This is a genomic window from Planotetraspora phitsanulokensis (assembly GCF_016863295.1).
Lineage (GTDB): Bacteria > Actinomycetota > Actinomycetes > Streptosporangiales > Streptosporangiaceae > Planotetraspora > Planotetraspora phitsanulokensis.
This window is the reverse complement of sequence record NZ_BOOP01000014.1, coordinates 26,667-50,781: the sequence shown is the minus strand read 5'-3', so window position 1 is coordinate 50,781 and position 24,115 is coordinate 26,667. Positions and strand designations below refer to the sequence as shown.

Sequence of the window (24,115 nt, the reverse complement as noted above, 5' to 3'; positions counted from 1 at the left end):
TCTTGTGGACGTCGGGGAGGGGGGACATCCGTGATCGCGAGCTTGATCAAGCGGCTGGGTGAGGACACGGGGGTCGTCCTTCCGGAGGTGCGGGTGACCGGTGACGATCCCGTGTTCGCCTCGGTCTTCCGCGTCGACGTGGCGGCGGCCGCCTCCGTCGGCGCCGTGACCGCGGCCGTGGCCGCCTATTGGACGCGACGCGGAGGCGCTCCAGCTGTCGACCCCGATGTGAGTGTGGACGTCCGGCATGCGGCGGCGGCCTTCCAGAGCGAGCGTCATTTCCGGATAGACGGGGAGAAGGCCGTTCTCTGGGCGCCCCTGTCCGGGGACTACCGCACCGCTGACGGCTGGATCAGGTTGCACTGCAACTTCGACCATCATCGCGACGCCGCCCTCCGTGCGCTGGGGCTCGCCGTTGGCGCGGGGAGGGACGACGTCGCCGCCGCCTGCGCGGGCCGTACCGGCATCGACGTCGAGGAGGCCGTGACCCGCGAAGGTGGATGCGCGGCCGCGATGCGGACCAGACAGGAATGGCTCGCCCATCCACAGGGGCGGGCGGTCGCGGAACTGCCGCTCGTCGGACTGTCGCGCTTCACCGCGTCGGCCACGCCCGCTCTCGGCGGAGCGCGGGAAGCAGTCGACGGGGCGCGAGAAGCAGTCGACGGGCCGCGGCCGCTGAGCGGCGTGCGGGTCCTCGATCTGACAAGGGTGATCGCGGGACCGGTGGCCGCCCGGATCCTCGCCGCGCACGGCGCCGAGGTCCTGCGCGTGGGCGCCGCTCACCTCCCCGAGGTGCCGGGGCTGGTCGTGGAGACCGCGTTCGGCAAGCGGTCGTGCCACGTCGACCTCAGATCGGAGCCCGAGGTGTTGCGGGACCTCGTCAGGCAGGTCGACGTGGTGATCCAGGCCCATCGGCCCGGTGCCTTACGGGAAAGGGGGTTCGCCCCGGAGGATCTCGCCGTCCTCCGGCCGGGGATCGTGTGCGTGGACATCTCCGCGTACGGATCCCGCGGCCCATGGGCGGGCAGGCGGGGCTTCGACAGCCTGGTGCAGATGGTCTCCGGCATCGCTCACGAGAACGGGGACGGCTCCCGCCCCGTGCCGCTTCCCGCTCAGGCGCTCGATCACGCGACCGGCTTCCTCGCCGCCTTCGGCGCGGTCGCCGGGCTGCTGCGCCGTACGGGCGAGGGCGGTTCCTGGCATGCCGAGGTCTCGCTCGCGAGGACCGCGGCGTGGCTCGACGACCTGGGACGCTCCGCCGGTGACGCCCCTGAGCCACGGGTGGACGATCTCCTGGCCGGTATGGAGAGCGAGTTCGGCACCCTCACGTACGTGAGGCCTCCGGGACGGATTCGGGGCGCCGAGCCGTACTGGGCGAGCGCTCCACCCTCGCCAGGCGGGCATCGCGCCGAATGGGCGACAGCCACAGGCACGGGATGACGAGCAGCGAGGCCGCGGTGCACACCCACAGGGCGGGCCTGAGCCCGAGGGACTCCCCGAGGACGCCGCCGAGGAGACCGCCCAGGGCCATCACGCCCTGGACGGCGAACTGGGTCGTGGCGTTCACCCGGCCGAGCAGCCCGTCCGGGGCCTCGCGCATCGTGGCGGAGCCCGCGCAGACGCTGTAACACACGACGGCCACCCCGGTGATCAGCTCCGCCACGCCGAGCTGGCCCATCACGAGCCAGACCGGGCCGTGTGCGGCGGCCGTGCCGACGAAAGCCACCGGGAAGAAGAGCACGGAGCCGAGCAACACCCGGTTTTCGCCGTACCGGCGGTTCAGACGGGGTGCGAGGACGGCGCCCAGCAGGCCGCCGACGCCGAAACCGGCCGCGGCGACGCCGACCAGGCTGCCGGGAAGGCCGAGGACGCGGACGGCGAAGACCACGTAGAGCGCGAGTTGGGCCGCACCGAGGGCGTTGATGGTCATGCCCGTGAGGCAGAGCGTCCGCAGTATCGGGTGCCCGATCAGGATGCGCAGGCCCTCTGCGATCTCACGGCCGAGTCCGGCCCCGCGGGTGCCGGCCTCGTGTTCAGGCGCGCGGACGGCCCGCAGGCACAGCGCGGACGCGAGGAAGGAGAGTCCGTTCACCACGATCGCGACCGGGGCGGTGAGCAGGGCGACGAGCAGGCCGGCGAGGCCCGGACCTCCGATCTGGGCGACGGCGAACACGGACTGGAAGCCGGCGAGCGCCTCCGTGCGCTGCGACTCCGCGACCACGGTGGCCAGGTGGGGCGTGTTGAACGTGCGGAACACCACCGTGCAGACGCCGACGACGAAGGCGGCCGCGATCAGCCAGGGGATGGTCAGCAGTCCGGTCAGCCACGCCACGGGGACCGAGAGCATGACGAGACCGGAGACCGTCTCGCATGCCGTCATCACCGGCCTGCGACGGCCCACCCGGTCGGCCAGCGCGCCCGACGGCAGGCCGACCAGCAGGTAGGGGAAGGTCGAGGCGGCCGTGAGCAGGCCCATCTGGAGCGGGGAGGCGTGGAGCACGGTGGCCGCGGTCAGCGGCACGGCGAGCTTGGTGACCTCGCTGCCGGTCTCGGAGACGGCGCGGGCGGACCAGAGGAACCGGTAGTCCCGCTGTCGGCGGAGGGGGATCGGGTGGGCGTCCCGGGAGTCGTGAAGCATCTCCTTCATAATTGTGAAACTAATGCTTCGTAACTGTGAAGGCAATACTTCATTTCTTGCCCGCGAGTAGCGTGTGCGGCATGACCACCTCGAAGGCGGAGGGTTACCGGCAGGTCACGGATGCCGGTGTCCTCCGTGCGCTCGCGCATCCCGCGCGGCTGGCCATCCTGTCCCGGCTCCAGACGGAGGGACCCGCGACGGCCACGGAATGCGCGCAGGTCACGGGGTTGTCGCCGAGCGCGTGCAGCTATCACCTGCGCACGCTGGCCAAGAACGGGCTCGTCGAGGAGGCGCCGCCCAGAGGTGACGGCAGGGAGCGGGTGTGGCGAGCCCTGCAACGCGGGTGGGGTTTCACCTCTGAGGACGATGTCTCCCCTGAGCTGTTCGAGGCGCAGAACGCGGTGATCGACGCGGTTCTGGCGGACGCGGCCCAGCGGCTGAACGACTACCTCGTGCAGTCGCCCCGGGAGTCGCGTGAATGGCGGTCGGCCACCTGGCTGACCCACGCCACCCTGCTCGTCGACGCCGAGGAGTTGCGGGCTCTGGCGGAGCGGATCAACGAGCTGACCCTCCCGTACCGGGCCACGGAACGCGCAGCGGAGGACGCGCCGACGGGGGCACGCCTGGCGGAGTTCCAGCTCCGGTTCTTCCCCCGGGCGCCACACGGCGCCGTAGGGCAACCCTCCGCTCCCTCGGGCTCCGCCCCGGCAGGGTCCGATTCCGAGGGGGCCGGTTCTGAGGGGCGTCCCGGCGATTCTGGCGGTTCCGGGGGATCCGGTTTTGAGCGTTCCGTGGTGCCCGGCGGTTCTGGGACGTCCGATTCCGACGGGCCTGACGGCCCTGCGGGGTTCGGTTCCGCGGCGGCGGGCGGCCCTGCGGGTCCGATTAACTGAGACCGGTTTCGGGGGCCTGCTTCTGGGCCTGGTTTCAGGTGACGGCGACACACCGGCGGGTGACGTGATCGCCGATCGCGCGGAGGCCGGTGACGGTGTAACCCGCACGGTCACGTCGCCGGTCATCGGCGGGGACGGATCCGGGTAGACTGTACGACGGCCTGCGCTAGCGGGCCGAATTCACACGCCCATTCACGAGTCGTCACCTCGGTCCGGACCTTGTCCGGCGGCGACGGCCCGGGGCGTCAGGGTGCGAGTCATGTGGCTCGTGCGACCAACCGAGACCGTGCCCCAGGGCACACGACCATGGAGGACCACACCATGGCCCCTGTCGTCACCATGCGACAGCTGCTCGAGAGCGGCGTTCACTTCGGCCACCAGACTCGCCGGTGGAACCCGAAGATGAAGCGCTTCATCTTCACCGAGCGCAACGGCATCTACATCATCGACCTGCAGAAGTCGCTGTCCTTCATCGACCGCGCCTACGACTTCGTGAAGGAGACCGTCGCGCACGGCGGTTCCATCATGTTCATCGGCACGAAGAAGCAGGCGCAGGAGTCCATCTCCGAGCAGGCGTCCCGCGTCGGCATGCCGTACGTGAACCAGCGCTGGCTGGGCGGCATGCTCACCAACTTCTCGACGGTTCACAAGAGGCTCCAGCGCCTGAAGGAGCTCGAGGAGCTCGACTTCGAGAACGTCGCCGCGTCCGGGCTCACCAAGAAGGAGCTCCTGATGCGCCGGCGCGAGAAGGAGAAGCTCGAGCGCACCCTCGGCGGTATCCGTGACATGGCTCGCGTTCCGAGCGCGATCTGGATCGTGGACACCAAGAAGGAGCACATCGCGATCAACGAGGCCAAGAAGCTTGGCATCCCGGTCGTCGCGATCCTCGACACCAACTGCGACCCCGACGAGGTCGACTACCCGATCCCGGGCAACGACGACGCGATCCGCGCCGTCAGCCTCCTCACCCGCGTGATCGCCGACGCCGTGGCCGACGGTCTGATGACCCGCGCCGGCGCCGGTCGCGGCGAGGAGAAGCCCAGCGGCACCACTGACGCCGAGCCGCTCGCCGAGTGGGAGCGTGAGCTGCTCGAGGGTTCCGCCACCGAGGCTCCGGCCGAGGCCGCCACCGAGGTTCCGGCTGAGGCCGCCACCGAGGTTCCGGCTGAGGAGTCCGCTCCGGCCGAGGCCGCCGCGGAGGCTCCGGCCGCCGAGGCCGCGACCGAGGCGACCGATGCTCCGGCCGCGGACACCACCGAAGAGCAGGCCTAAGCTCAGCGCCCGTACGGGGTGCCGTGCGGATCTCAAGGCTCGACCGTGGTGGGCGTGCGCGCCCGGCGCCCACGCCCACCACGCCATCTGATCTCACCTGGGTTCCCGAAGAGGAAATAGGACAATGGCTTCCGTGAACATGGCCGACGTCAAGCGGCTTCGTGAGCTGACCGCCGCCGGCATGATGGACTGCAAGAAGGCGCTCGAGGAGTCCGACGGCGACTTCGACAAGGCGGTCGACCTCCTGCGCCTCAAGGGCGCCAAGGACGTCGGCAAGCGGGAGGCCCGCACCGCCTCCAACGGCCTCGTCGCCGTCAAGCACGAGGGCGAGTCGCTCGCCGCGCTGCTCGAGCTCAACTGCGAGACCGACTTCGTCGCCAAGGGCGAGCGCTTCCAGCAGCTCGCGGCCGACATCGTCGCGCACATCTTGGCGACCAAGCCCAGCGACGTGCCGGCCCTGCTCGAGTCCGACCTGGACGGCAAGTCCGTCAAGGAGCACCTGGACGAGGCCAACGCCGCTCTGGGCGAGAAGATCGAGATCCGCCGGTTCTCGGTGCTGGAGGGTGGTTTCATCACCTCCTACATGCACAAGACCGACCCTCAGCTTCCCCCGGCCGTGGGCGTGCTCGTCCAGCTCGACCAGGACAACGCCGCGGTCGCCAAGGACATCGCCCAGCACGCCGCCGCGATGGCGCCGAAGTACCTCAGCCCGGCTGAGGTGCCCGCCGACGTCGTCGAGAAGGAGCGGTCGCTCTTCGAGCAGATGACTCGCGAGGAGGGCAAGCCGGAGGCCGCCGTCGCCAAGATCGCCGACGGTCGTCTCAACGGCTGGTTCAAGGACTTCACGCTGCTGGAGCAGACGTTCGTGAAGGACAACAAGAAGACGGTCGCGAAGGTCGCCGCCGAGGCGGGCGTGAAGGTTCTTGCCTTCACCCGCTTCAAGGTCGGCCAGGCTTAGGCTTACAGCCAGGAGCCCGTTGACGCGTAGTTATATCGAGGAGGCCGCCGCCGTGCAGGAGAACACCAGACCCGCCACGCCGGCGGCTTCGTCGCATGATGGGCGACTGCGCTGGAAGCGCGTGATGTTGAAGCTGTCCGGCGAGGCCTTCGCCGGCGGCGAGCCGCTCGGAATCGACCCCTCGGTGGTCGCCCAGCTCGCCGACTCCATCGCTGAGGCCGTCCGCGAGGGCGTGCAGGTGTCCGTCGTCGTCGGCGGCGGCAACATGTTCCGGGGCGCCGCCCTGTCGGAGCGCGGGATGGACCGGGCCCGGGCCGACTACATGGGCATGCTCGGCACTGTGATCAACTGCCTCGCCCTGCAGGACTTCCTGGAGAAGCGGGGCATCGACACCCGGGTCCAGACCGCCATCACGATGCAGCAGGTGGCCGAGCCGTTCCTGCCCCGCCGCGCTATCCGCCACCTGGAGAAGGGGCGTGTGGTGATCTTCGGCGCGGGGCTGGGCTCGCCGTTCTTCTCCACCGACACCTGCGCCGCGCAGCGGGCGCTCGAGATCGGGGCGGAGGCGCTGTTGAAGGGCACGCAGGTCGACGGCGTCTACGACTCCGACCCCCGGAAGAACCCCGACGCGGTCCGCTTCGACCAGCTTGATTACGGCGAGGTGCTGACGCGCGGCCTCGGGGTCATGGACTCGACCGCGATCAGCCTGTGCATGGACAACGGCCTTCCCATCGTGGTCTTCGACCTGATGGGCGATGGCAACATCCTGCGGGCGGTCCGCGGTGAAAAGATCGGCACGCTGGTGAGTCCGGCAGGGAAATAGGGAGCCGCAGTGATCGACGAAACGCTCTTCGAGGCCGAAGAGAAGATGGACAAGGCGGTGACGGTCGCCAAGGACGACTTCGCGGGCATCCGTACCGGCCGAGTCACGCCATCCATGTTCAACAAGATCAACGTGGACTACTACGGGTCGCCCACGCCGATCCAGCAGCTCGCGTCCTTCCATGTGCCAGAGGCGCGCATGGTGCTGCTGCAGCCGTACGACAAGGGCGCGATGAGCGCGATCGAGAAGGCCATCCGCGACAGCGATCTCGGTGTGAACCCGGGCAACGACGGCCAGGTGATCCGCGTGGTGTTCCCGGAGCTTTCCGAGGAGCGCCGCAAGGAGTACATCAAGGTCGCCCGCACCAAGGCGGAGAGCAGCCGGGTCTCCGTGCGGAACATCCGCCGGCATGCCAAGGAGACGCTCGACAAGCTGGTCAAGGACGGCGAGGCGGGCGAGGACGAGGTGCACCGCGCGGTGAAGGAGCTCGACGATCTCACCCAGAAGCACGTCGCCAAGATCGACGAGCTGCTGAAGCACAAGGAAGCCGAGCTGCTCGAGGTCTGAGACCTCGATCCTCGATTGCGAGGCAGGGCACGACCGTGATCCTTGTGCCGCGCTGTCCGGTGAGTACAGCGCGGCACAAGGATCACGTGTATAGGGAGTAGGACGCTTTGGACGGAACGGCTGCCGCTGGAGACCGGTTTTCCGCGGATGGCGTGACCGGCGCCCATGGTGATGATCACGGCGACGGTCCCGGTGGCGGGCACGGTGACGGCATGAACGGCGCCGGGGAGTCCGGCCCGTCGGCCCCCGGGCCTGGCGGGGCGTCCGGCGGCGGCAGCCGTACCGGGCGGAACCTTCCCGCGGCCGTGGCCGTCGGCGTCGCGCTGGGCGCCGTGGTCATCGCCTCGCTCTACACCGTGAAGGTCGTCTTCCTCCTCGTCGTGCTGGCCGCGGTGGGCGTGGGCGTCCACGAACTGACCAAGGCCGTCGCCGCGCGCGGGATCCGGGTGCCGGTGATCCCGCTGCTCGTCGGCATGACGGCGATGATCGTCGGCCCCTACTGGGGTGGTCCGGCGTTCCTCGTCGGCGCCTTCGCGGTCACCGCGATGGTGGTTCTGGCCTGGCGGATGTTCCAGGGCACGGACGGTTTCGTCAGGGATGCCACGGCCGGGCTCTTCATCGCCGTCTACCCCTCACTTCTCGCGGGTTTCGTCCCGCTGCTCCTCACCGTCGACGACGGCTCCGACCGGGTGCTCATCTTCATCGCGGTGACCGTCTGCAGCGACATCGGCGGCTATTTCGCGGGCATTCTGTTCGGCAAGCACCGGATGTCGCCGCTCATCAGCCCGAAGAAGACCTGGGAAGGCTTCGCGGGCTCCGCGCTCGCCTGCGTCGTGGCCGGTGCGTTACTGGTCCACTTACTGCTGGGCGGCGCGTACTGGCAGGGCGCCGTCCTCGGCGCCGTCGTCGTGGTCTGCGCCACCCTCGGCGACCTGATCGAGTCGGTCATCAAGCGTGATCTCGGCATCAAGGACATGGGGACCCTGCTCCCGGGCCACGGTGGCGTGATGGACCGGCTGGACTCCCTGCTCTTCACGCTGGTCCCCGTCTGGCTGCTGCTCACGTTGTTCGTGCCCTAGAGGGCTTTCTCGCAAGGGCCGAATCGTCCCACTTCCGAACCGGCCCGCTTTCGAATCGGCCCGCTTTCGCAGGGCGTGCCTTTTGCGAGCGTCGCCCGGCGGCACGCGCTAGATCGGATCTGATTCAGATCCGGCTTGGGTCCGGCTCAGATGCGGCTTAGGTCTGGCTCAGATCCGGCTCTGTACGGCCAGGCGGTCGGAGAGCACCTGGTGCCCCTGGTCTTGGGCCAGCCGCAGCTCGGTGTCGGTGAGCGGAAGCAGCCACAACCACCGTACGGATTCCCCTCCGAAGGCGAACCCGGACAGGTCGGGCAGTCCGACCGGGTCTGCCAACATGATCACTCCCTGGTGGCCGCCGTTCAGCGGGAATGTGCCGGGGCCCTGAAACCAGCGGGCCGTGTGGCCGTGTCCCAGCCAGGTCACCGACCGCCACGGGTACTGGCCCAGCCAGAGCAGCACCCGGGTGGCCACTCCGGGGTCCTGCCGGGTCGCGATGGCGAGCTCGATACGGCAGGCGGTGTCGTAGAGCTCCGCCGTCGGCATCCGCTGGCAGCTCATGCCGACCGTCGACAGCACGGTGTAATCCCTGCCGAACCCGGCGGGCCGCTCGGTCACTCCGACTACCGGGAGTCGGGCGCCGCTGACGTCCCAGTAGCGTCCGGGCGGTCCGAGCCGGCTGTCCAGGTGGCCCATGACGAACTGCTGGAACGACGCCCAGCTGCCTTCGGCCTCCCGCCACTGCCAGTACGCCCGGGCCTTGGCCACACGAGGTGACAGCCCTTCCATCGCCTCGGTGAGAGACCAGGCGAAGGGTGACTCGCCCACGGCGTCCCTCGCGTAGCCCGGCATGCCCCGCTCGAGATCCGACCAGCCAGGAATGACGGCCAGCAGTTCGCCGTTCTCGAAGATGGCGACGCCGTCCCCCTCCTCGAACCAGAGCACGGACAGCGCGGCGGCGTCCAGCGGAGCCGTACCGGAGGGATTGATCGTGTTCACGCGAGGCATCACCGGCGGCAGCCCGGCGTTGGCCCGCGCGAGATCCACCGTCTCCGGGGCCGGGCCGTGGTTGGCCAGCCAGACGGCTCCGTGGACGGTTCCCTTTGATCCGCGCAGGTAAGCTACTGAGGATGCCCGGTCGCGTTCGATGGTAAGAGTGCGGCTCCCGTAGGGGTTGGGGCTGGTGAGCACGACGGATGCCCTGTCCACTCTCACCTCCGGAATCAACCGCCAGAATAAAGCTGCTTCGGGCAGTCGTTAAGACCACATCTGCAGGAGATCGGAAGGTTTGTGTGAGCGACCAGCCCAAGCCCGGCCAGCTGACCCTCGTCGCGCCGCGCCGGGGTAAGCCGCAGCGCCATCTGGCCGACCTCACCATGGACGAGCGCCGTGAGGCCGTCGCGGAACTGGGGGAGAAGCCGTTCCGCGCGGATCAGCTCTCGCGGCACTACTTCGCCAAGCTCACGGGCTCGCCGGAGCAGATGACCGACCTGCCGGGCGACAGCCGCGAGCGGCTGGTATCCCAGCTCATGCCGTCCTTGCTCACCTCCGTCCGGGAGATCACCTGCGACGACGGCATGACCCGCAAGATGTTGTGGAAGCTGTTCGACGGGTCGCTCGTCGAGTCGGTGCTGATGCGTTATCCCGACCGGGTCACGATGTGCGTCTCCTCCCAGGCCGGCTGCGGGATGAACTGCCCGTTCTGTGCGACCGGACAGGCCGGGCTGACCCGGAACATGTCCACGGCGGAGATCGTCGAGCAGGTCGTCGCGGGCGCGCGGGCACTGGCCAGGGGCGACGTCCCCGGCGGCCCCGCCCGGGTGAGCAACGTCGTCTTCATGGGCATGGGCGAGCCGATGGCCAACTACAAGGCCGTGATCGGCGCCGTCCGCCGCCTGGTCGATCCCGCCCCCGAGGGCCTCGGAATCTCCGCCCGTGGCGTGACGGTGTCGACCGTCGGCCTGGTTCCCGCGATCAAGAAGTTGTCGGACGAGGGACTCCCCGTCACGCTGGCCGTCTCGTTGCACGCTCCCGACGACGAACTCCGCGACACGCTCGTCCCCATCAACACCCGGTGGAAGGTCGCCGAGGTTCTCGGCGCCGCCTGGGAGTACGCCGCGAAGACCAAGCGCCGTGTCTCCATCGAGTACGCCCTGATCAAGGACATCAACGACCAGGAATGGCGTGCCGATCTGCTCGGCCGCCTCCTCAAGGGCAAGCTCGTCCACGTCAACCTGATCCCGCTCAACCCGACGCCGGGATCGAAGTGGACCGCCTCACGCCCCGAGGATGAGCGTGCCTTCGTCCGGAGGCTGGAGTCGCACGGCGTCGCGGTCACCGTTCGAGACACGCGAGGCCGAGAGATCGACGGCGCGTGCGGACAGCTCGCGGCCGCGACGCCGGCTTCCTGACGTTGTCCGCTTTCCGGGCGTCGTCCGTTTCCGGGCGGTGTCACCGTCCTGACGTCGTCCGTTTCCTGGCGGCGTCCCGTTGATCAACGGGGTCCCTCCAGGCTCCGGCTGATCAGAATGGCGGGGTGTCCGTCTCCGGTCTGAACAGGGGACCGGGCGGTGGTGGTGACGGGGCGCATGCCTGGGTGTGTTCGTCGGATGGGTTGTCCTTTCCGTGTGACTCCGGATTGTTCGGCTGAGGCGTGTGCTCTCGTGGCCTGCTCGTCTGAGGGCTGGGTGGCGGTGGGAAGTTCGACCCTGGGCTGTCTGGCTTCAGGCTCGTCATCAGGGGGCGGGTGTCGTCAACAATGGCTTCGGGCGGTGGGGCCGGCCAGTCGCGGGGCTGTGGATCCACGACATTGAACATGACCGGCGGGAGCCGGCTGGGATAGGTGTGGCCCAGCGGGCTGTCCCACAGAATCAGCTCGGACTCGGGCATGGTCACACGCCAGCCGCCGTGGTGTTTGGCGCGGTGGTCGTGGCGGCAGGCCAGATGCAGGTTGTCCTCACTGGTCGATCCTCCGCCTGCCCAGTCCGCGGCGTGGTCCTGATCGGTCCGCGTGGCGGGCATGCGGCAACCGGGCCATGAGCAGAATCGGCCCCGTATCTGGACGTAACGGCGTAAGGCCGCGCCCGCGTGTCTCCGGCGGTTATCGGTGGCGATCTTGATTGCGGTGTCGGTCGCACGGAGGTGGCGTGAGGTCTGGGCGTCGAGGTCGGCGATGAGTGCCGACCACAGCCCCAGGGAGCCCTTTGCGGCGGCGATCTCGCTCAGGCGAGATCGGGTGATTTGAAGCTCGACGATTCCGCCCAGCCGGTCGTCCCGGGCGGGGCGTGCGGATGGGGCGCACGGGCGGTGCCGCGTGAGCCCGCTGTAGAGGAGTCGGCCGTCATCAGTGCAGATCGCGAACCGCCATTGCCCGGCGAGCATGCCGGAGACCATCTCGCGGGCCAGGTCGGCGTGGACGATCCCCCAACCGGGCACCTGAGCCGGGTGTTCGTCTAGCCCGAGAAGAGTGGTCACCTCTACCCGGAGCTCACGGACCGTCCGGCGGCCGGTGCTGGTAGTCGGCGGGCGATTCACACCGTGAGACCGTGGTCCGACTGGCTCTTTGGGAAGAGCAGAGGTGGACCTGACTCCATTGCGCGGTGCGGGCTCGCGTGATTCGGGCTCGCACGATGCAGGCCCGTCTGGTGCCGGCTCGTTTGGTGCGGGTTCGTGCTGACCGGGTTCGGGGCGGACGGATTCCCCTTGACCGGGTCTGGGCCGGTCGTTTCCAGGCCGAGGGGGTCGAGGGCGCTGGGCCATGCCGGGGCGCGGTGTCGCGGCACCTCTGTGCATCGTGCGTGCGGGCTTCGGACCGGCCGACTGCTCGGCGCGTTCGGCGGCGGATTCGGCGGCGTGGTCTGCGGTGGCGTCGCTCGCTCGTTCAGTCCGCTCGCCATTCTGCTCGCCGACCTGGTTGTCGTTCGGGTCTACGAAGGGGTGGTCGAGGACGTGAGCGACGATCTCCCTGTCCCTGAGGCCTTCGAATGATCCGTCCAGAGAGCCGAGGAACAGGTCGGTCCGGATGTGGTCGATCGGGCGCTTGTCCCCGGCGCGTTTGCAGGCACGGGCCAGATCGTCGATGCGTTCGCACCCGGCGGCCGCGCGGTCCAGCGGCAGGTCCAGGCCTGACACGTTCGCGGTGCCGTCCTCGTTCCGGGTGCCGACGACTCGGCGGCGGCGGACCGCTTCGGCGTACCGCTTCTGTGCCCACTCGGGATCGATCGCCAGAACAAGCCGTTGGATCTGTTCGATCAACGCGCCGACGGTCAGCCGGTCGGCGCCGGGAACCAGTTGCGAGCAGACCGTCTCGGCCTGCTGCGCGGTCAGGCCTGCGGTCCATCGGATGAACGCTGCGGCTCGCGGCTCATCCAGATCGCCGCGCAGCATGGCCTCACCCAACTGGGGCAGTCGCCGGTGCACGCCCCATGCCAGTTCGAAGGTGGAATCGGCGCGGCGGCGCGACCACACCAGTGCCGCGCGGGCCTCGTCGGGGCTGAACTCGTCCGGCACCTCAAGCCGTCGAACAGAGTCGCCGGAGAAGTGCTCCCGCAGCCCGACCTCCAGCAGGACTGCGAGAAACCGGGCCCGGTCGTGGCACGACTGCCGGTACGCCGCCTTCAGCACCTCGACTGTGTCGAACCCCGACACTCGGCGCTCATCGACATGCGCAAGGGCCTCGGCCAACTCCGCGCCGGGCGGGAGCGAGGCCAAGCCGTCGGGGATCGGCAGCGGACGATCCGTACCCGAGGAGAAAGGCCGAGCGGCCATGTCTCGATCTGCGGATGCGCATGTGGACACGATGGGCCTCCTCCCCGGAGACGAAAGCGACCGACGTCCCGATCAAGCGGTGATCGGGGACCCACTTCATGGAAATCGACTGCTTCATCACGGGGCGTACGGCCCTAACGGCCCACCCGGCAAGGCTCACCTGTAACGGCTGACCCGATCGTATATCGAACGTGTGATCGAAGACAAGCCGACAAGTTCAGAAACTCTTAGCGGTACCGTCATGGCCGGGTTCGACGGAGCCACCCGTACGCCGCGAGACCGACCAGCGGCCAGATCAGCGACTGCACAGCGAGCAGCGGCAGATGTCCCAGCAGGACGTCATGGTGGCCGTCCTTCATCCAGCTCATGACGGGAACCGTCAGCCATCGAGCTCCCGACGCGCTGATCAGCAGTATTGCCAGATAACCGAGGATCAGGGCCAGGCTCGAAACGGCGGGGGACGGAAGGATCGGACGGCTGGTCAGTGCCCCGAGCGCGACTCCGGCGAGGACGGAGAACAGGTGCAGGCATACTCCGACCATGATCGCGCCGATGCCGGGGTTGGCCGAGAGGCGCGCGAGCAGAGCGAGTTCGGCGATCACGGTCAGGCCCAGGTCGAAGACGCAGGCGGTGATGAGCCCACTCAGCAACTCCCCACGGCGGTGGGCCACGATGGAGATCATCCGCTGCTCGTCCGGTTCGCTGTCGAGCAGCCCGCGAGCCGCCCAGGCGAACACCGGCAGGAGGATCCCGGCCGAATCGGCCATCGCTCCCAGTTCCTCGCCGGCGGGGACCGGTGTCGCGTACAGAATCGCCAGCAGGGGGAGCAGCCCGATGAGCGGCTGAAGGGCCCGATGGGAGCGCGCGTATCCCGCGAGCCGGAAACGTACCAACGCGATCATTCGGCGGTCTCCCGTGCGATCCGGACCACATGTCCCTCGGCCCGCAGGCGGTCGGCCAGTTCCTGCGCCCTTGATGTACTCACCGCGACCTCGAGCACGGTGACGGCCTGCGAATCATCCGCTGACCCGGCAGCGTCCTGCGCCGTGATCCGGAGCCCGGCATCATCCTGGGTGGTGCCGTTCCGTGCGGGGACGCCATGCGCGATGGCGGCGGTGACATCGGCGATGTCATGTGCGGAGTTCCCGGGAAGCTCTCGAATCGTCCTGTCCCTGACCTCGTGTCGCCGGAGACCGGGCAACGCGCGCAACTCGCCCTGGTGGTCGCTGGCGACGACGATGCCTCCGCTCGCGGCGACCTCGCCGATGATCGTCGGCAGCTCGGCTCGGGTCGCGGCATCCAGGCCCGCGAACGGTTCATCGAGGATGAGCAACCCCGGCTCACAGAGCAGAGCCTGAGCGAGGCCCACTTTGTGGGCGCTGCCCTTCGAGAGATCGGGCAGCTGATGGCTCATCAGATGATCCATGCCGAGCCGCTCGGTCCATTCGCCGATCCGCCGGGGATCGGCGCCTCGAATGGCGGCCATATGGCGCAGGTACGCGGCGACCGTGAACGGCTGGGCCGCCGGGAACCGTTCGGGCGCGTAGCCGACGACGCCGGGACGATCTTCGATGGTGCCTTCGACTGGTCTGAGGAGCCCGGCGAGCAGGCGCAAGAGTGTGGATTTACCTGTGCCATTGGGTCCCAGGATCTCGGTCACGTCGCCTGGACGGAGTGCAAGCCCGGCGTCCGACAACACCCAGGGATCCCGCCTTCCGTATCGGAAGGACAGATTGGTCATCCGCATAGGCTCCGCAGCCTATCCAGACAGATTCCCGGTGTCCTGTGCATAGGCCGCGGTACGGGCGGGGTTCCGGGGACTCCCTTCGTGTTCGATTCACCGACACAATGGATCTGCTCGACCACGCGACGGACGGGAGAGGTGTGTGAATCGCTTTCCACGCGTCATCGGTGTCCGACTGGGCTATGACCCCGAGCAGGTCGATGAGCTGATCTTGAGGATTGAGCGCACACTCGGCCGTGGCCGGCTCGACGGCCCGCCGGTCACCGCCGATGAGATTCGGGGTGCCAAGTTCGGCGTGAAGCTCGGCGGTTACAACGAGACGGCCGTGGACTTCGCCCTCGACGCGTTCATCGTGGCAGTTGAGGCCCGAGGTTCGTCGGCTGCCGAGCTGCCCCCGCGTGAGACCCCCGACCTCGATTCCGTACTGCAGACGGCAGAGGACCAGGGCGAGCATGCCCGGTCACACGAGTCCGGGACAGTGACCACCGAGCTGAGCCTGAGGCACGAGGACGCTTCGGTGAGCGAACCGGAGGGCGTACCCGAGACCGGCTCGGGCGCGCGGGGTGACGCCGGGGTGGGTGAAAGGGCTGGAAGCCGCACGTACGACCCGGCTGGGCGGAGCGAGGCAGCGCAGGTCGAGGAGAGCGGACGCGCCAAGGCCGAGGCCGAGGGGAGCGGGGGCGCGCGGGCCGGCAGTGAGGAGAACGGGGACGCTCGCACCGGTAGTCGCGAGAGCGAGAGCGGGAGCGCGCGGTCCGAGAGCAGACGAGCGCGGGCCGAGGCTAAGCGTGGCGGGCTTGACGACGCCGAACCGGGGGACACGTGGGAGGCAGAGGCCACGCGGGTGGAGCGGATGGCGTTCCGTCCCGGACGGCTCGGCATGGGCTATCGGGAGCAGGACGTCGACGCTTTGCTCGACCGGGTCGTCGCCACACTGCGCGGGACCACCGATCAACCGGTCACGGCGGAGCAGATACGGACTGCCACGTTCACCACGGTGGTCTTCCGGTCCGGGTACGCGATCAGTGAGGTCGACCGCTTCCTGGCCGACCTGGCCGGCGTTCTGGAGCGCCGCGCTTTAGAGCCAGAGACAAGCGCGCAGGCCAAGAGCTCGAGACGAAGCTGAAGACAGAGCCATACGAGAGGGAGAACATCCGCATGACCATGACTGCCGTGGCCGTCGCCGGCGTGGACGGACGGCGATGACGAGGGTGGCGGTCGCACAGCTCGCCCTCCAGGTGGGAAGAGCTGACGAGAACCGGGCGGCGGCGACCGCGGCCGTCGTCGAGGCCGCCGCGACCGGCGCTCGGCTCGTGGTGTTGCCCGAGTTGGTCAACAGCGGATACGTCTTCTCCGATCCGGCCGAGGCAAGGGCGCTCGCCGAACCCGCTGACGGTCGGACCGTGTCGGAGTGGGTACGGCTGGCTCGAGCCCATGACCTGGTGATCGTGGGCGGATTCTGTGAGCTCGTCGGAGGGCAGGTCAGAAACAGCCAGGCCATGGTCGACTCCGGAGGACTACGCGCCGTCTACCGCAAGGTCCATCTCTGGGACGCTGAGCAGGACGTGTTCGTACCGGGCGAAGACCTCGCCCCCGTCGTCGACACCATGATCGGCCGCGTCGCGATGATGGTCTGCTACGACCTGGAGTTCCCCGAATGGGTGCGCTCGGTGGGACTGAGGGGGGCGGACGTGCTGGCCGTCTCGACGAACTGGCCGGTGTCGCCCGTGCCGCGAGGGGAACGATCCGTCCTCATCGCGCACGCCCAGGTCGCGGCGGCCTCCAACCGGATGTTCGTCGCGGTGGCCGATCGCTGCTCCGCCGAACGCGGGGTGGGCTGGGTGTCCGGATCGTTGATCATTGGGCCGGGCGGCTATCCGCTGGCCGGACCTGTCCTCCAGGATCGTCCCACCGTCCTGGTCGCCGACTGCGACCTCTCCACGGCGCGGGACAAGTCCAGCGGCCCGCGCAACGACGTGCACAGGGACCGGCGGCCGGATCTGTACGCCACCGGGGAGACGGTGAGCCCGTGATCATCGACCTGTCGGTGCCGATCACGGCAGGGATGCCGGTCTATCCCGGTGACCCCGAGGTGGAGATCCGCCCGGCGCTCACCGTGGCGGGAGAGGGCGTCAACGTCCTCGCGTTGCATCTCGGATCCCAGTCGGGGACGCACGTGGACGCTCCCTACCACATCGACGACTCGCTTCCGAGGCTCGACGAACTGCCACTGGAGCGTTTCCTGGGCGAGGCCGAGATCGTGGACGTCAGGGGCCTGCCGCCGCGCGCGCCGATCACTCCCGACCTCGTGGCGCCCCGCCTCCGGGCGGGGACGATCCTCCTGATCGCCACTGGATGGGCGTCCATGTGGGGGAGCGCGGACTACCTGCGGCATCCGTGGCTCACGGCGGAGACGGCGGAGCTCATCGTCGAGTCGGGTATCCGGACCGTCGGCATTGACGCGCTCAGCGTCGATCCGACGCCTGCCGAGGAACTGCCGGCCCATCGGGCGTTGTGCGGCGCGCACGCCGTCATCGCGGAGAACCTGCGAGGCCTCGATCTGCTCGTCGACGCCCAGACGGACGGCCGCCCGATCGAGGTGTCACTCCTGCCCCTGCGCCTGGAGGGTGCCGACGGTGCTCCGGTCCGGGCCGTGGCCCGGGTAGGCGCCGCACGTCAGCGGGCGCCTCAGGCAGACGCAAGCCAGGGGGCGCTCCAGGCAGGCGCGAGCCGGGCGGTGCTCTAGGAAGCCTCGAGCCGGGGGTGCCTCGGGAAGGCACGAGCCAGGGGGTGCTCCAGGAAACCGCGAGACGGCAGTTGTTCCAGAAAGCCGCGACGACGCAGTTGCTCTAGAAAATCTTGGGACCCCAGAGTGCTCTAAGGAAACAGTGCACCGCTGGCTGCTTTAGGAAAGTGTTGATCCCCAAGGTGCTCAAGGAAGCCTCGAGCCCATAGGTACGGCAGGAAACTGCATGGTGCTCTGGAAAGGGTGCGTTAGTAACCGCGAGCTCAAGCGAAACCCGCCAGCCGGCAGCTCCGAAAAGCCGGGCCCCCGCAGGACCGAGCCTCAGCGAGTGCCCCACGAATAGGTCTGCTTGTGCAGCTTGAGATAGACGAACGTCTCGGTCGCCCGGACGCTGGGGATCGCGCGGATCTTCCCGAGGATCTCCAGCAGGTGCGTGTCCCCCTCGCAGACGACCTCGACCATGATGTCCACGGAGCCCGCGGTCAGGACGACGTAGTCGATCTCGGCGATGGACGACAGCTCGTCGGCGACCGTCTCCAGATCGCCTTCGCACTTGATGCCGATCATCGCCTGCCGGGGGAACCCGAGGGTGAGCGGGTCGGTGACCGCGACGATCTGCATCACCCCGATGTCCAGCAGACGTTGCACCCGCTGGCGTACCGCCGCCTCCGACAGGCCGACCGCCTTGCCGATCGCGGCATACGGCTTGCGACCGTCCATCTGGAGTTGCTCGATGATCTGCTTGGAGATCTCATCGAGGACCACGGGCCCGCCCGGGGCGGTCGCGCGTGCCTTCGGCGGTGTCGTCATCCTTGGGGGGATCCTCTCTTCGAGTCGCCGTAGCGGCCCTGTGTTACACGCCGGTTTTTGACATGTTGCCGTTCAGGTCTGACATGTTGTCAGCTCCGACGCTCCTGTCAAGCGATTTCGTAGCGATTTGGTATCTTAACCACGAAATCACTTGTAGTTGGTTTTTTTGTCTGCCAGAGTCGCGACATTCAGCTACCTCGACAGGAGGGCAACGGTGACCACCCGTCTGCAGAACTTCGTGAACGGGAAGTTCGTCGATGCAGTCAGTGACCGGTTCTCGGATGTGGTAGATCCCACGACCGGCGAGGTCTACGCCCAGGCGCCCGTGTCCGGTCAGGAGGACGTCGACGCGGCCTACGCCGCCGCGGCGGCCGCCTTCGAGACGTGGGGACAGACGACCCCCGGCGAGCGCGCCGGTTTCCTCCTGAAGATCGCCGACGCCATCGAGGCGCGCGCCGACGAGATCAACGAGGCGGAGTGCCGCAACACCGGCAAGCCTCGCGCGCGGATGGCGGAGGACGAGACCCCGATCGCCGCCGACCACTTCCGCTTCTTCGCCGGAGCGGCCCGCACGCTGGAGGGCCCGACGGCCGGTGAGTTCCTCGCCGACCACACCTCGATGATCCGGCACGAGCCGATCGGCGTCATCGGCCAGGTCACGCCGTGGAACTACCCGATGATGATGGCCGTTTGGAAGATCGCACCGGCCCTCGCCGCGGGCAACACGATCGTGCTGAAGCCGTCGGACACCACCCCGGTCGCCACGATCAAGCTCGCCGAGATCATCGGTGACGTCCTTCCCGCCGGCGTCTTCAACGTCGTCACCGGCGACCGTGAGACCGGCGCCCTCGTCGTCGGCCACCCGACCGCCGACATGGTGGCCATCACCGGCTCGGTCGGCGCGGGCATGGCGGTGGCCAGGTCGGCCGCGGACGACCTCAAGCGCGTGCACCTGGAGCTGGGCGGCAAGGCCCCAGTCGTCGTCTTCGACGACGTCAAGGACATCAACGCCGTCGCCGAGGCGATCGCGGGAGCGGGCCTCTACAACGCCGGGCAGGACTGCACCGCCGCGTGCCGTGTCCTGGTCCACGAGAGCATCCACGACGAGTTCGCCGCGGCGCTCGCTCAGGCGGCCGCGAACACCAAGATGGGCGGCCACGACGACGAGGACGCCTACTTCGGCCCGCTGAACAACGCGAACCAGCTCGCGCGGGTCCAGGGCTTCTTCGACCGGGTGCCCGAGCACGCGACCGTGCTCACCGGCGGCCACCGGGTCGGCGACCAGGGCTACTTCTTCGCTCCCACCGTCGTCGACGGGCTCCGCCAGGACGACGAGATGGTCCAGGACGAGATCTTCGGCCCGGTCATGACGATCCAGACGTTCACCGACGAGGCAGACGCGCTCGCCAAGGCGAACGGCGTCCGGTACGGACTCTCCGGTTCGGTCTGGACCTCCGACCACGGCCGGGCGATGCGGGTCTCCAAGCGGCTCGACTTCGGCGTGGTGTGGGTGAACACGCACATCCCCTTCGTGTCGGAGATGCCGCACGGGGGCTTCAAGCATTCGGGCTACGGAAAGGACCTCTCGGTCTTCGGGCTTCACGACTACACCCGGGTCAAGCACGTCATGCACTACATCGGCGAATAGGCCGCGGCGGAGCCGTACGACCTATTGATAAAGAGGGATAAGCCTGGAATGACAGAAATCCAGGCGGGCCCGGGGGCAGCCGCTTCGGCTGCCCCCGGTTCACAACAGACGCCCGCCATCGAGCTCGACAATGTCGTGAAGGAGTACACCTCGCACGGCGAGGTCGTACGGGCCGTCAAAGGCGTGAGCCTGGCCATCACGGAGGGCGAGTTCTTCTCCCTCCTCGGTCCCTCTGGGTGCGGCAAGACCACCAGCATGCGGATGATCGCCGGATTCGAAGACCCGACACAGGGCGTGGTCCGGCTGCACGGGCAGGACGTCACGAGCGTCGCCCCGAACAAGCGTGACGTGAACATGGTCTTCCAGTCCTACGCCCTCTTCCCGCACATGAGCGTCTGGGAGAACGTGGCGTTCGGGCTCAAGCGCAAGAAGGTGGAGTCCGCTGAGATCCAGCGGCGTGTGGGGGAGATCCTCGAGGTCGTCGACCTCACCGGCCGGGAGAAGCGCCGTCCCAGGGAGATGTCCGGCGGCCAGCAGCAGCGTGTGGCCCTCGCCCGCGCACTCGTCAACCGGCCCCGTGCCCTGCTCCTGGACGAGCCGCTCGGCGCGCTCGACCTCAAGCTGCGGCAGGCCATGCAGATCGAGCTCAAGCGCATCCAGCGCGACGTCGGCATCACGTTCGTCTACGTGACCCACGACCAGGGCGAGGCGCTCACGATGAGCGACCGCATCGCCGTCATGAACGACGGCCTGGTGGACCAGCTCGCGGCTCCCAGGGAGATCTACGAGCGGCCGGCCACCAAGTTCGTCGCCGGGTTCATCGGCACGTCGAACCTGCTCAGCGGGTCCGTCGACAAGGTCAACGGGTCCACCGCCGTGCTGGCGCTCGGGCCGAGCGACCGGATCCTGGCACCCGTCGAGGAGTCCGTATCCGTGGGCGAGACTCTGGAACTCACCGTCCGGCCGGAGAAGATCACCATCTCCACCGGACAGCCCGAAGGCGACCTCAGCGTCGTCCAGGGCACCGTCTCCGAGGTCGTCTATCTGGGCACCTCCAACAGTTACGCCGTGGTGCTCGCCGATGGCGCCGAGATCACCGTCTTCCAGCAGAACGCGCACGACAGCACCATCACGGCCGAGCGAGGCGACACGGTCTGGCTGTCCTGGCAGCCCCAGCACTCCTACGTGCTGCGGTAACTCCTTCGAATTACCAGGAGCACGAACCCCTATGAACGACTTCCGCAATCAGGACCCCGCTCTCCTCCGTGGCATGACGCAGCGCCGCCTCGGCCGCCGTGACGCGTTCCGCCTCGCCGGCCTGTCGGCGGCAGGTCTCGCGCTGGCCGCCTGTGGCGTTCAGGGCAAGCGTGTGGCCAAGCCCAGCTCCTCGGCCCAGGCGCAGTCCGCCGTCCAGCAGTACTGGTCGGGCAAGGTCAAGAACGGCCACGTCGACTTCGCCAACTGGCCCCTCTATATGGACCCCAAGCAGCCCGAGCTCAAGCAGTTCACCGACCAGACCGGGATCACGGTGACCTACAAGGAGGTCATCCAGGAGAACGCGGGCTGGTTCGCCAAGATCCAGCCGCTCCTCGCCGCCGGTCAGTCGATCGACTACGACCTCATGGTCGTCACCAACGGCATCCAGTTCACCCAGCTCGTCGAGCTCGGCTACCTCGTGCCGCTCGACCATGGCAAGCTGCCGAACTTCGCGGCCAACGCCGGTGCCCGGTACAAGAACGAGTCCTACGACCCCGGCAACGTCTACAGCATCCCGTGGGCGTCCGGCATGACCGGCATCGCGTACAACCCGAAGTACGTCGACACCCCGCCCACCAGCTACTCCGCGCTCTGGGACCCCAAGTACAAGGGCAAGGTCGGCATGATGGCCGACTCCCAGGAGATCGGCAACTTCGGCATGTTCCTGCTCGGCATCGATCCGGAGAAGTCCACGCCGGCGGACTGGGAGAAGGCGGCGGCCAAGCTCAAGGAGCAGCGCGACGCCGGGATCGTGCGGAAGTACTACGACCAGGGGTACGTCGACCCGCTGGGCAAGGGCGACATCTGGCTCTGCCAGGCATGGTCCGGTGACATCTTCCAGAAGAACATCTCGGAGGGCACCGACCTGCAGTTCGTGATCCCCGACGAGGGGGCGACGATCTGGACCGACAACATGATGATCCCCAAGACCGCGGCCAACCCGGTCGACGCGATCACGCTGATGGACTTCTTCTACGACCCCAAGGTCGCCGGGGGCCTCGCCGAGTACATCAACTACGTCACTCCCGTGCCGGCGGCTCAGGCCGTCATCAAGTCGGACGCGGACGCGGCGTCGGGCGACGACAAGAAGACCCTCACGGAGATCGCCGACAGCCCGCTGGTGTTCCCGAGCGATGCCGACTACGCGAAACTGCGCAGTTACCGCAACTTCAAGAACACCGACGAGCAGAAGCAGTACGAGAACATCTTCCAAGCGATCACCACGGCATGAGCGAGCACGACGTGCCCTTAGGTGAGGAGGAGGCATGAGGACGCTCAGGGCCAGGCTGACGCCGTACGCGCTGATCTTCCCGGGCGGGCTCTGGCTGGCGATCTTCTTCGTCGTCCCGACGGTCGTGATGTTGTCGTTGTCGCTGCAGTCGGGCAACGTGGTCGACGGCTTCGCCTTCACGTTCAACTGGCACAGCTACGTCGACGGGGTGACCACCTACCACGACCAGATCGTCAGGTCCCTGCTGTACGGCCTGGCCGCCACGGTCATCCAGATCGTCATCGGCTTCCCGGTGGCGTACTGGATCGCCTTCAAGGGCGCGAACAGGAAGTCGGTCTACCTCTTCCTGGTGCTGCTGCCCTTCCTCGTGTCGTTCGTGCTTCGGACGATCTCCTGGCAGTACCTCCTGTCGGACAACGGCATCCTGCTCGGCCCGCTGCGGGACGCGGGCCTGCTCCCGCAGGACTTCCGCATCCTGGCCACGCCCGCCGCGGTGATCGGCGGTCTGTCGTACAACTTCCTGCCGTTCATGATCCTCCCGATGTACGTGGCGCTGGAGCGGATCGATCCGCGCCTCCTCGAGGCCGCCCAGGATCTCTACGCGAGCAGGGTCCAGACGTTCCTGCGCGTCGTGCTGCCGCTGTCGCTGCCCGGGGTGTTCGCCGGAGTGCTCATGACGTTCGTGCCCGCGAGCTCGGACTACGTGAACGCGTCGGTGCTCGGCGGCACCAACACCACCATGATCGGCAACGTCATCCAGAACCAGTACCTCATCAATCAGGACTATCCGATCGCCGCCGCCATGTCCTTCACGTTGATGGCCGTCCTGCTCGTCGGCATCTTCGCGTACGCCAGGGCCCTCGGCACCGAGGACGTGCTGGAGGTGGCCGCACGATGAACCGCGGACTGTTCCGGGGGCGCGGCCTCCAGATCTACACCTGGCTGGTGATCGCCTGGCTCGTGGTGCCGATCGCGGTCATGATCCTGTTCGGGTTCAACGACACCAGGGGCCGGTTCAACACCACGTGGCAGGGGTTCACCTTCAAGTGGTACGGCCAGCTGTTCGAGATCGGCGACCTGACGCAGGCTCTGGTGAACTCCCTGCTCATCGCCGTCCTGACGATGGTGATCGCGGGTGTGCTCGGATCGCTCATCGGGCTGGCCCTCGGCCGCTACCGCTTCCGCGGGGCGGCGCTCCTGACGCTGGTGATGTTCGCCGCGATCTCGTGCGCCGAGATCGTGATGGGCGCCTCGCTGCACTCGCTGTTCATCACGCTGGGCGTGCCCGAGGGCTTCCCCACGATCGTCGTCGCCCACGTGATGTTCTCGATCTCGTTCGTCGCGGTGACGGTCCGGGCCAGGGTGATGACGCTGGACACCTCCCTCGAGGAGGCGGCGCGCGACCTGGGTGCGAACACCTGGGAGACGTTCCGCCTGGTGACGCTTCCGATGATCTTCCCGGGCGTGCTCGCGGGGTCGATGCTGGCGTTCGCCCTGTCGATCGACGACTTCGTGATCACCAACTTCACCGCCGGCAGCACCGTGACGTTCCCGCTGTGGATCTGGGGTGTCACCAGGGTCGGCATCCCGCCGCAGGTCAACGTGATGGGAACACTCATCTTCGCGGGCGGCCTCCTGATCGCCGTCGGCAACATCATCGCGGCGCGCCGTCGCCGCGCGTAGCT

At 68.1% G+C, this 24,115-nt stretch carries 22 protein-coding genes; 16 read left to right on the top strand and 6 right to left on the bottom strand.

The features are described 5' to 3' along the window. Positions 1-30 precede the first annotated feature (30 nt). Positions 31-1,440, top strand: a complete 1,410-nt coding sequence (locus Pph01_RS17485) for a CoA transferase (RefSeq protein ID WP_204074167.1) — start codon at positions 31-33, stop codon at positions 1,438-1,440. Here Pph01_RS17485 and Pph01_RS17480 read toward each other — a convergent pair. Next, positions 1,325-2,647: an MFS transporter gene (locus tag Pph01_RS17480; RefSeq protein ID WP_239116776.1), complete on the bottom strand. Its 1,323-nt coding sequence runs from the start codon at positions 2,645-2,647 to the stop codon at positions 1,325-1,327. The genes Pph01_RS17485 and Pph01_RS17480 overlap by 116 nt on opposite strands. 71 nt (positions 2,648-2,718) lie before the next feature. On the opposite strand from Pph01_RS17480, the gene Pph01_RS17475 reads away from it, so the two are divergent. The 6 genes from Pph01_RS17475 (at position 2,719) to Pph01_RS17450 (ending at position 8,230) form a co-directional block, all read left to right on the top strand. Beyond that, positions 2,719-3,531: a winged helix-turn-helix domain-containing protein gene (locus tag Pph01_RS17475; protein WP_204074166.1), complete on the top strand. Its 813-nt coding sequence runs from the start codon at positions 2,719-2,721 to the stop codon at positions 3,529-3,531. 321 nt (positions 3,532-3,852) lie between these two features. Then, complete coding sequence (gene rpsB, locus Pph01_RS17470) at positions 3,853-4,803, top strand: 30S ribosomal protein S2 (RefSeq protein WP_204074165.1); 951 nt, start codon at positions 3,853-3,855, stop codon at positions 4,801-4,803. Positions 4,804-4,927: 124 nt separating this feature from the next. Continuing rightward, positions 4,928-5,761 (top strand): translation elongation factor Ts, encoded by an 834-nt coding sequence (tsf, locus tag Pph01_RS17465; protein WP_204074164.1) that lies wholly within the window; start codon positions 4,928-4,930, stop codon positions 5,759-5,761. A gap of 124 nt (positions 5,762-5,885) precedes the next feature. Beyond that, a complete protein-coding gene (pyrH, locus tag Pph01_RS17460; RefSeq protein WP_239116789.1) occupies positions 5,886-6,584 on the top strand; it encodes a UMP kinase in 699 nt (232 codons plus the stop codon). A 9-nt stretch (positions 6,585-6,593) separates the two neighbouring features. Beyond that, entirely contained in the window at positions 6,594-7,151 is a 558-nt protein-coding gene (gene frr / locus Pph01_RS17455) for a ribosome recycling factor (protein ID WP_204074163.1), read from the top strand. 212 nt (positions 7,152-7,363) lie between these two features. Further along, on the top strand, positions 7,364-8,230 hold the full coding sequence (locus Pph01_RS17450) for a phosphatidate cytidylyltransferase (RefSeq protein WP_204074162.1): 867 nt from the start codon (positions 7,364-7,366) through the stop codon (positions 8,228-8,230). Between the two features lie 168 nt (positions 8,231-8,398). On the opposite strand, the gene Pph01_RS17445 is transcribed toward Pph01_RS17450, so the two are convergent. Next, positions 8,399-9,436 carry a suppressor of fused domain protein gene (locus tag Pph01_RS17445; protein WP_239116775.1) on the bottom strand — a complete coding sequence of 346 codons (1,038 nt, stop codon included), beginning with the start codon at positions 9,434-9,436 and terminating at the stop codon, positions 8,399-8,401. 83 nt (positions 9,437-9,519) lie between these two features. Here Pph01_RS17445 and rlmN point away from each other — a divergent pair, with 83 nt between their 5' ends. Beyond that, entirely contained in the window at positions 9,520-10,638 is a 1,119-nt protein-coding gene (rlmN, locus tag Pph01_RS17440; protein ID WP_239116774.1) for a dual-specificity RNA methyltransferase RlmN, read from the top strand. Between the two features lie 112 nt (positions 10,639-10,750). On the opposite strand, the gene Pph01_RS17435 is transcribed toward rlmN, so the two are convergent. From Pph01_RS17435 to Pph01_RS17425, 3 genes are all read right to left on the bottom strand, one after another. Further along, the gene (locus tag Pph01_RS17435; RefSeq protein WP_204074160.1) at positions 10,751-12,994 is read right to left on the bottom strand and encodes an HNH endonuclease; all 2,244 of its coding nucleotides are present in this window, start codon (positions 12,992-12,994) and stop codon (positions 10,751-10,753) included. Positions 12,995-13,233: 239 nt separating this feature from the next. Beyond that, positions 13,234-13,896 (bottom strand): hypothetical protein, encoded by a 663-nt coding sequence (locus tag Pph01_RS17430; protein WP_204074159.1) that lies wholly within the window; start codon positions 13,894-13,896, stop codon positions 13,234-13,236. Continuing rightward, complete coding sequence (locus Pph01_RS17425) at positions 13,893-14,693, bottom strand: ATP-binding cassette domain-containing protein (RefSeq protein ID WP_239116788.1); 801 nt, start codon at positions 14,691-14,693, stop codon at positions 13,893-13,895. The genes Pph01_RS17430 and Pph01_RS17425 overlap by 4 nt, the downstream gene beginning before the upstream one ends. Before the next feature lie 187 nt (positions 14,694-14,880). Here Pph01_RS17425 and Pph01_RS17420 point away from each other — a divergent pair, with 187 nt between their 5' ends. The 3 genes from Pph01_RS17420 (at position 14,881) to Pph01_RS17410 (ending at position 17,484) form a co-directional block, all read left to right on the top strand. Continuing rightward, positions 14,881-15,864 (top strand): DivIVA domain-containing protein, encoded by a 984-nt coding sequence (locus Pph01_RS17420; RefSeq protein ID WP_204074157.1) that lies wholly within the window; start codon positions 14,881-14,883, stop codon positions 15,862-15,864. Positions 15,865-15,940: 76 nt separating this feature from the next. Continuing rightward, entirely contained in the window at positions 15,941-16,771 is an 831-nt protein-coding gene (locus tag Pph01_RS17415; protein ID WP_204074156.1) for a nitrilase-related carbon-nitrogen hydrolase, read from the top strand. Next, positions 16,768-17,484: a cyclase family protein gene (locus Pph01_RS17410; protein WP_239116773.1), complete on the top strand. Its 717-nt coding sequence runs from the start codon at positions 16,768-16,770 to the stop codon at positions 17,482-17,484. Before Pph01_RS17415 ends, Pph01_RS17410 begins: the two co-directional genes overlap by 4 nt. A 321-nt stretch (positions 17,485-17,805) precedes the next feature. Here the strand turns inward: Pph01_RS17410 and Pph01_RS17405 are convergent, their stop codons facing one another. Beyond that, positions 17,806-18,294: an Lrp/AsnC family transcriptional regulator gene (locus Pph01_RS17405; protein WP_204074155.1), complete on the bottom strand. Its 489-nt coding sequence runs from the start codon at positions 18,292-18,294 to the stop codon at positions 17,806-17,808. A 214-nt stretch (positions 18,295-18,508) separates the two neighbouring features. Between Pph01_RS17405 and Pph01_RS17400 the strand changes: the two genes are divergently transcribed. The 5 genes from Pph01_RS17400 (at position 18,509) to Pph01_RS17380 (ending at position 24,113) form a co-directional block, all read left to right on the top strand. Then, on the top strand, positions 18,509-19,942 hold the full coding sequence (locus Pph01_RS17400; protein ID WP_204074154.1) for a gamma-aminobutyraldehyde dehydrogenase: 1,434 nt from the start codon (positions 18,509-18,511) through the stop codon (positions 19,940-19,942). Between the two features lie 48 nt (positions 19,943-19,990). Next, the gene (locus Pph01_RS17395; RefSeq protein WP_204074153.1) at positions 19,991-21,139 is read left to right on the top strand and encodes an ABC transporter ATP-binding protein; all 1,149 of its coding nucleotides are present in this window, start codon (positions 19,991-19,993) and stop codon (positions 21,137-21,139) included. 73 nt (positions 21,140-21,212) lie between these two features. Beyond that, entirely contained in the window at positions 21,213-22,430 is a 1,218-nt protein-coding gene (locus tag Pph01_RS17390; protein ID WP_239116772.1) for a polyamine ABC transporter substrate-binding protein, read from the top strand. A gap of 34 nt (positions 22,431-22,464) precedes the next feature. Next, complete coding sequence (locus Pph01_RS17385) at positions 22,465-23,328, top strand: ABC transporter permease (protein ID WP_204074151.1); 864 nt, start codon at positions 22,465-22,467, stop codon at positions 23,326-23,328. Beyond that, positions 23,325-24,113 (top strand): ABC transporter permease, encoded by a 789-nt coding sequence (locus tag Pph01_RS17380; RefSeq protein WP_204074150.1) that lies wholly within the window; start codon positions 23,325-23,327, stop codon positions 24,111-24,113. Before Pph01_RS17385 ends, Pph01_RS17380 begins: the two co-directional genes overlap by 4 nt. The last annotated feature ends 2 nt before the right edge of the window (positions 24,114-24,115 follow it).

Excerpts from the sequence above, each read along its gene's own strand:
- Pph01_RS17435 (WP_204074160.1), bottom strand. The coding sequence starts at position 12,994 with ATGGCCGCTCGGCCTTTCTCCTCGGGTACGGATCGTCCGCTGCCGATC.
- Pph01_RS17430 (WP_204074159.1), bottom strand. The coding sequence starts at position 13,896 with ATGATCGCGTTGGTACGTTTCCGGCTCGCGGGATACGCGCGCTCCCAT.
- Pph01_RS17380 (WP_204074150.1), top strand. The coding sequence starts at position 23,325 with ATGAACCGCGGACTGTTCCGGGGGCGCGGCCTCCAGATCTACACCTGG.
- Pph01_RS17450 (WP_204074162.1), top strand. The coding sequence starts at position 7,364 with ATGAACGGCGCCGGGGAGTCCGGCCCGTCGGCCCCCGGGCCTGGCGGG.
- Pph01_RS17405 (WP_204074155.1), bottom strand. The coding sequence starts at position 18,294 with ATGACGACACCGCCGAAGGCACGCGCGACCGCCCCGGGCGGGCCCGTG.
- Pph01_RS17480 (WP_239116776.1), bottom strand. The coding sequence starts at position 2,647 with ATGAAGGAGATGCTTCACGACTCCCGGGACGCCCACCCGATCCCCCTC.
- Pph01_RS17415 (WP_204074156.1), top strand. The coding sequence starts at position 15,941 with ATGACGAGGGTGGCGGTCGCACAGCTCGCCCTCCAGGTGGGAAGAGCT.
- pyrH (WP_239116789.1), top strand. The coding sequence starts at position 5,886 with ATGTTGAAGCTGTCCGGCGAGGCCTTCGCCGGCGGCGAGCCGCTCGGA.
- rpsB (WP_204074165.1), top strand. The coding sequence starts at position 3,853 with ATGGCCCCTGTCGTCACCATGCGACAGCTGCTCGAGAGCGGCGTTCAC.
- tsf (WP_204074164.1), top strand. The coding sequence starts at position 4,928 with ATGGCTTCCGTGAACATGGCCGACGTCAAGCGGCTTCGTGAGCTGACC.
- Pph01_RS17395 (WP_204074153.1), top strand. The coding sequence starts at position 19,991 with ATGACAGAAATCCAGGCGGGCCCGGGGGCAGCCGCTTCGGCTGCCCCC.
- Pph01_RS17390 (WP_239116772.1), top strand. The coding sequence starts at position 21,213 with ATGACGCAGCGCCGCCTCGGCCGCCGTGACGCGTTCCGCCTCGCCGGC.
- Pph01_RS17475 (WP_204074166.1), top strand. The coding sequence starts at position 2,719 with ATGACCACCTCGAAGGCGGAGGGTTACCGGCAGGTCACGGATGCCGGT.
- Pph01_RS17385 (WP_204074151.1), top strand. The coding sequence starts at position 22,465 with ATGAGGACGCTCAGGGCCAGGCTGACGCCGTACGCGCTGATCTTCCCG.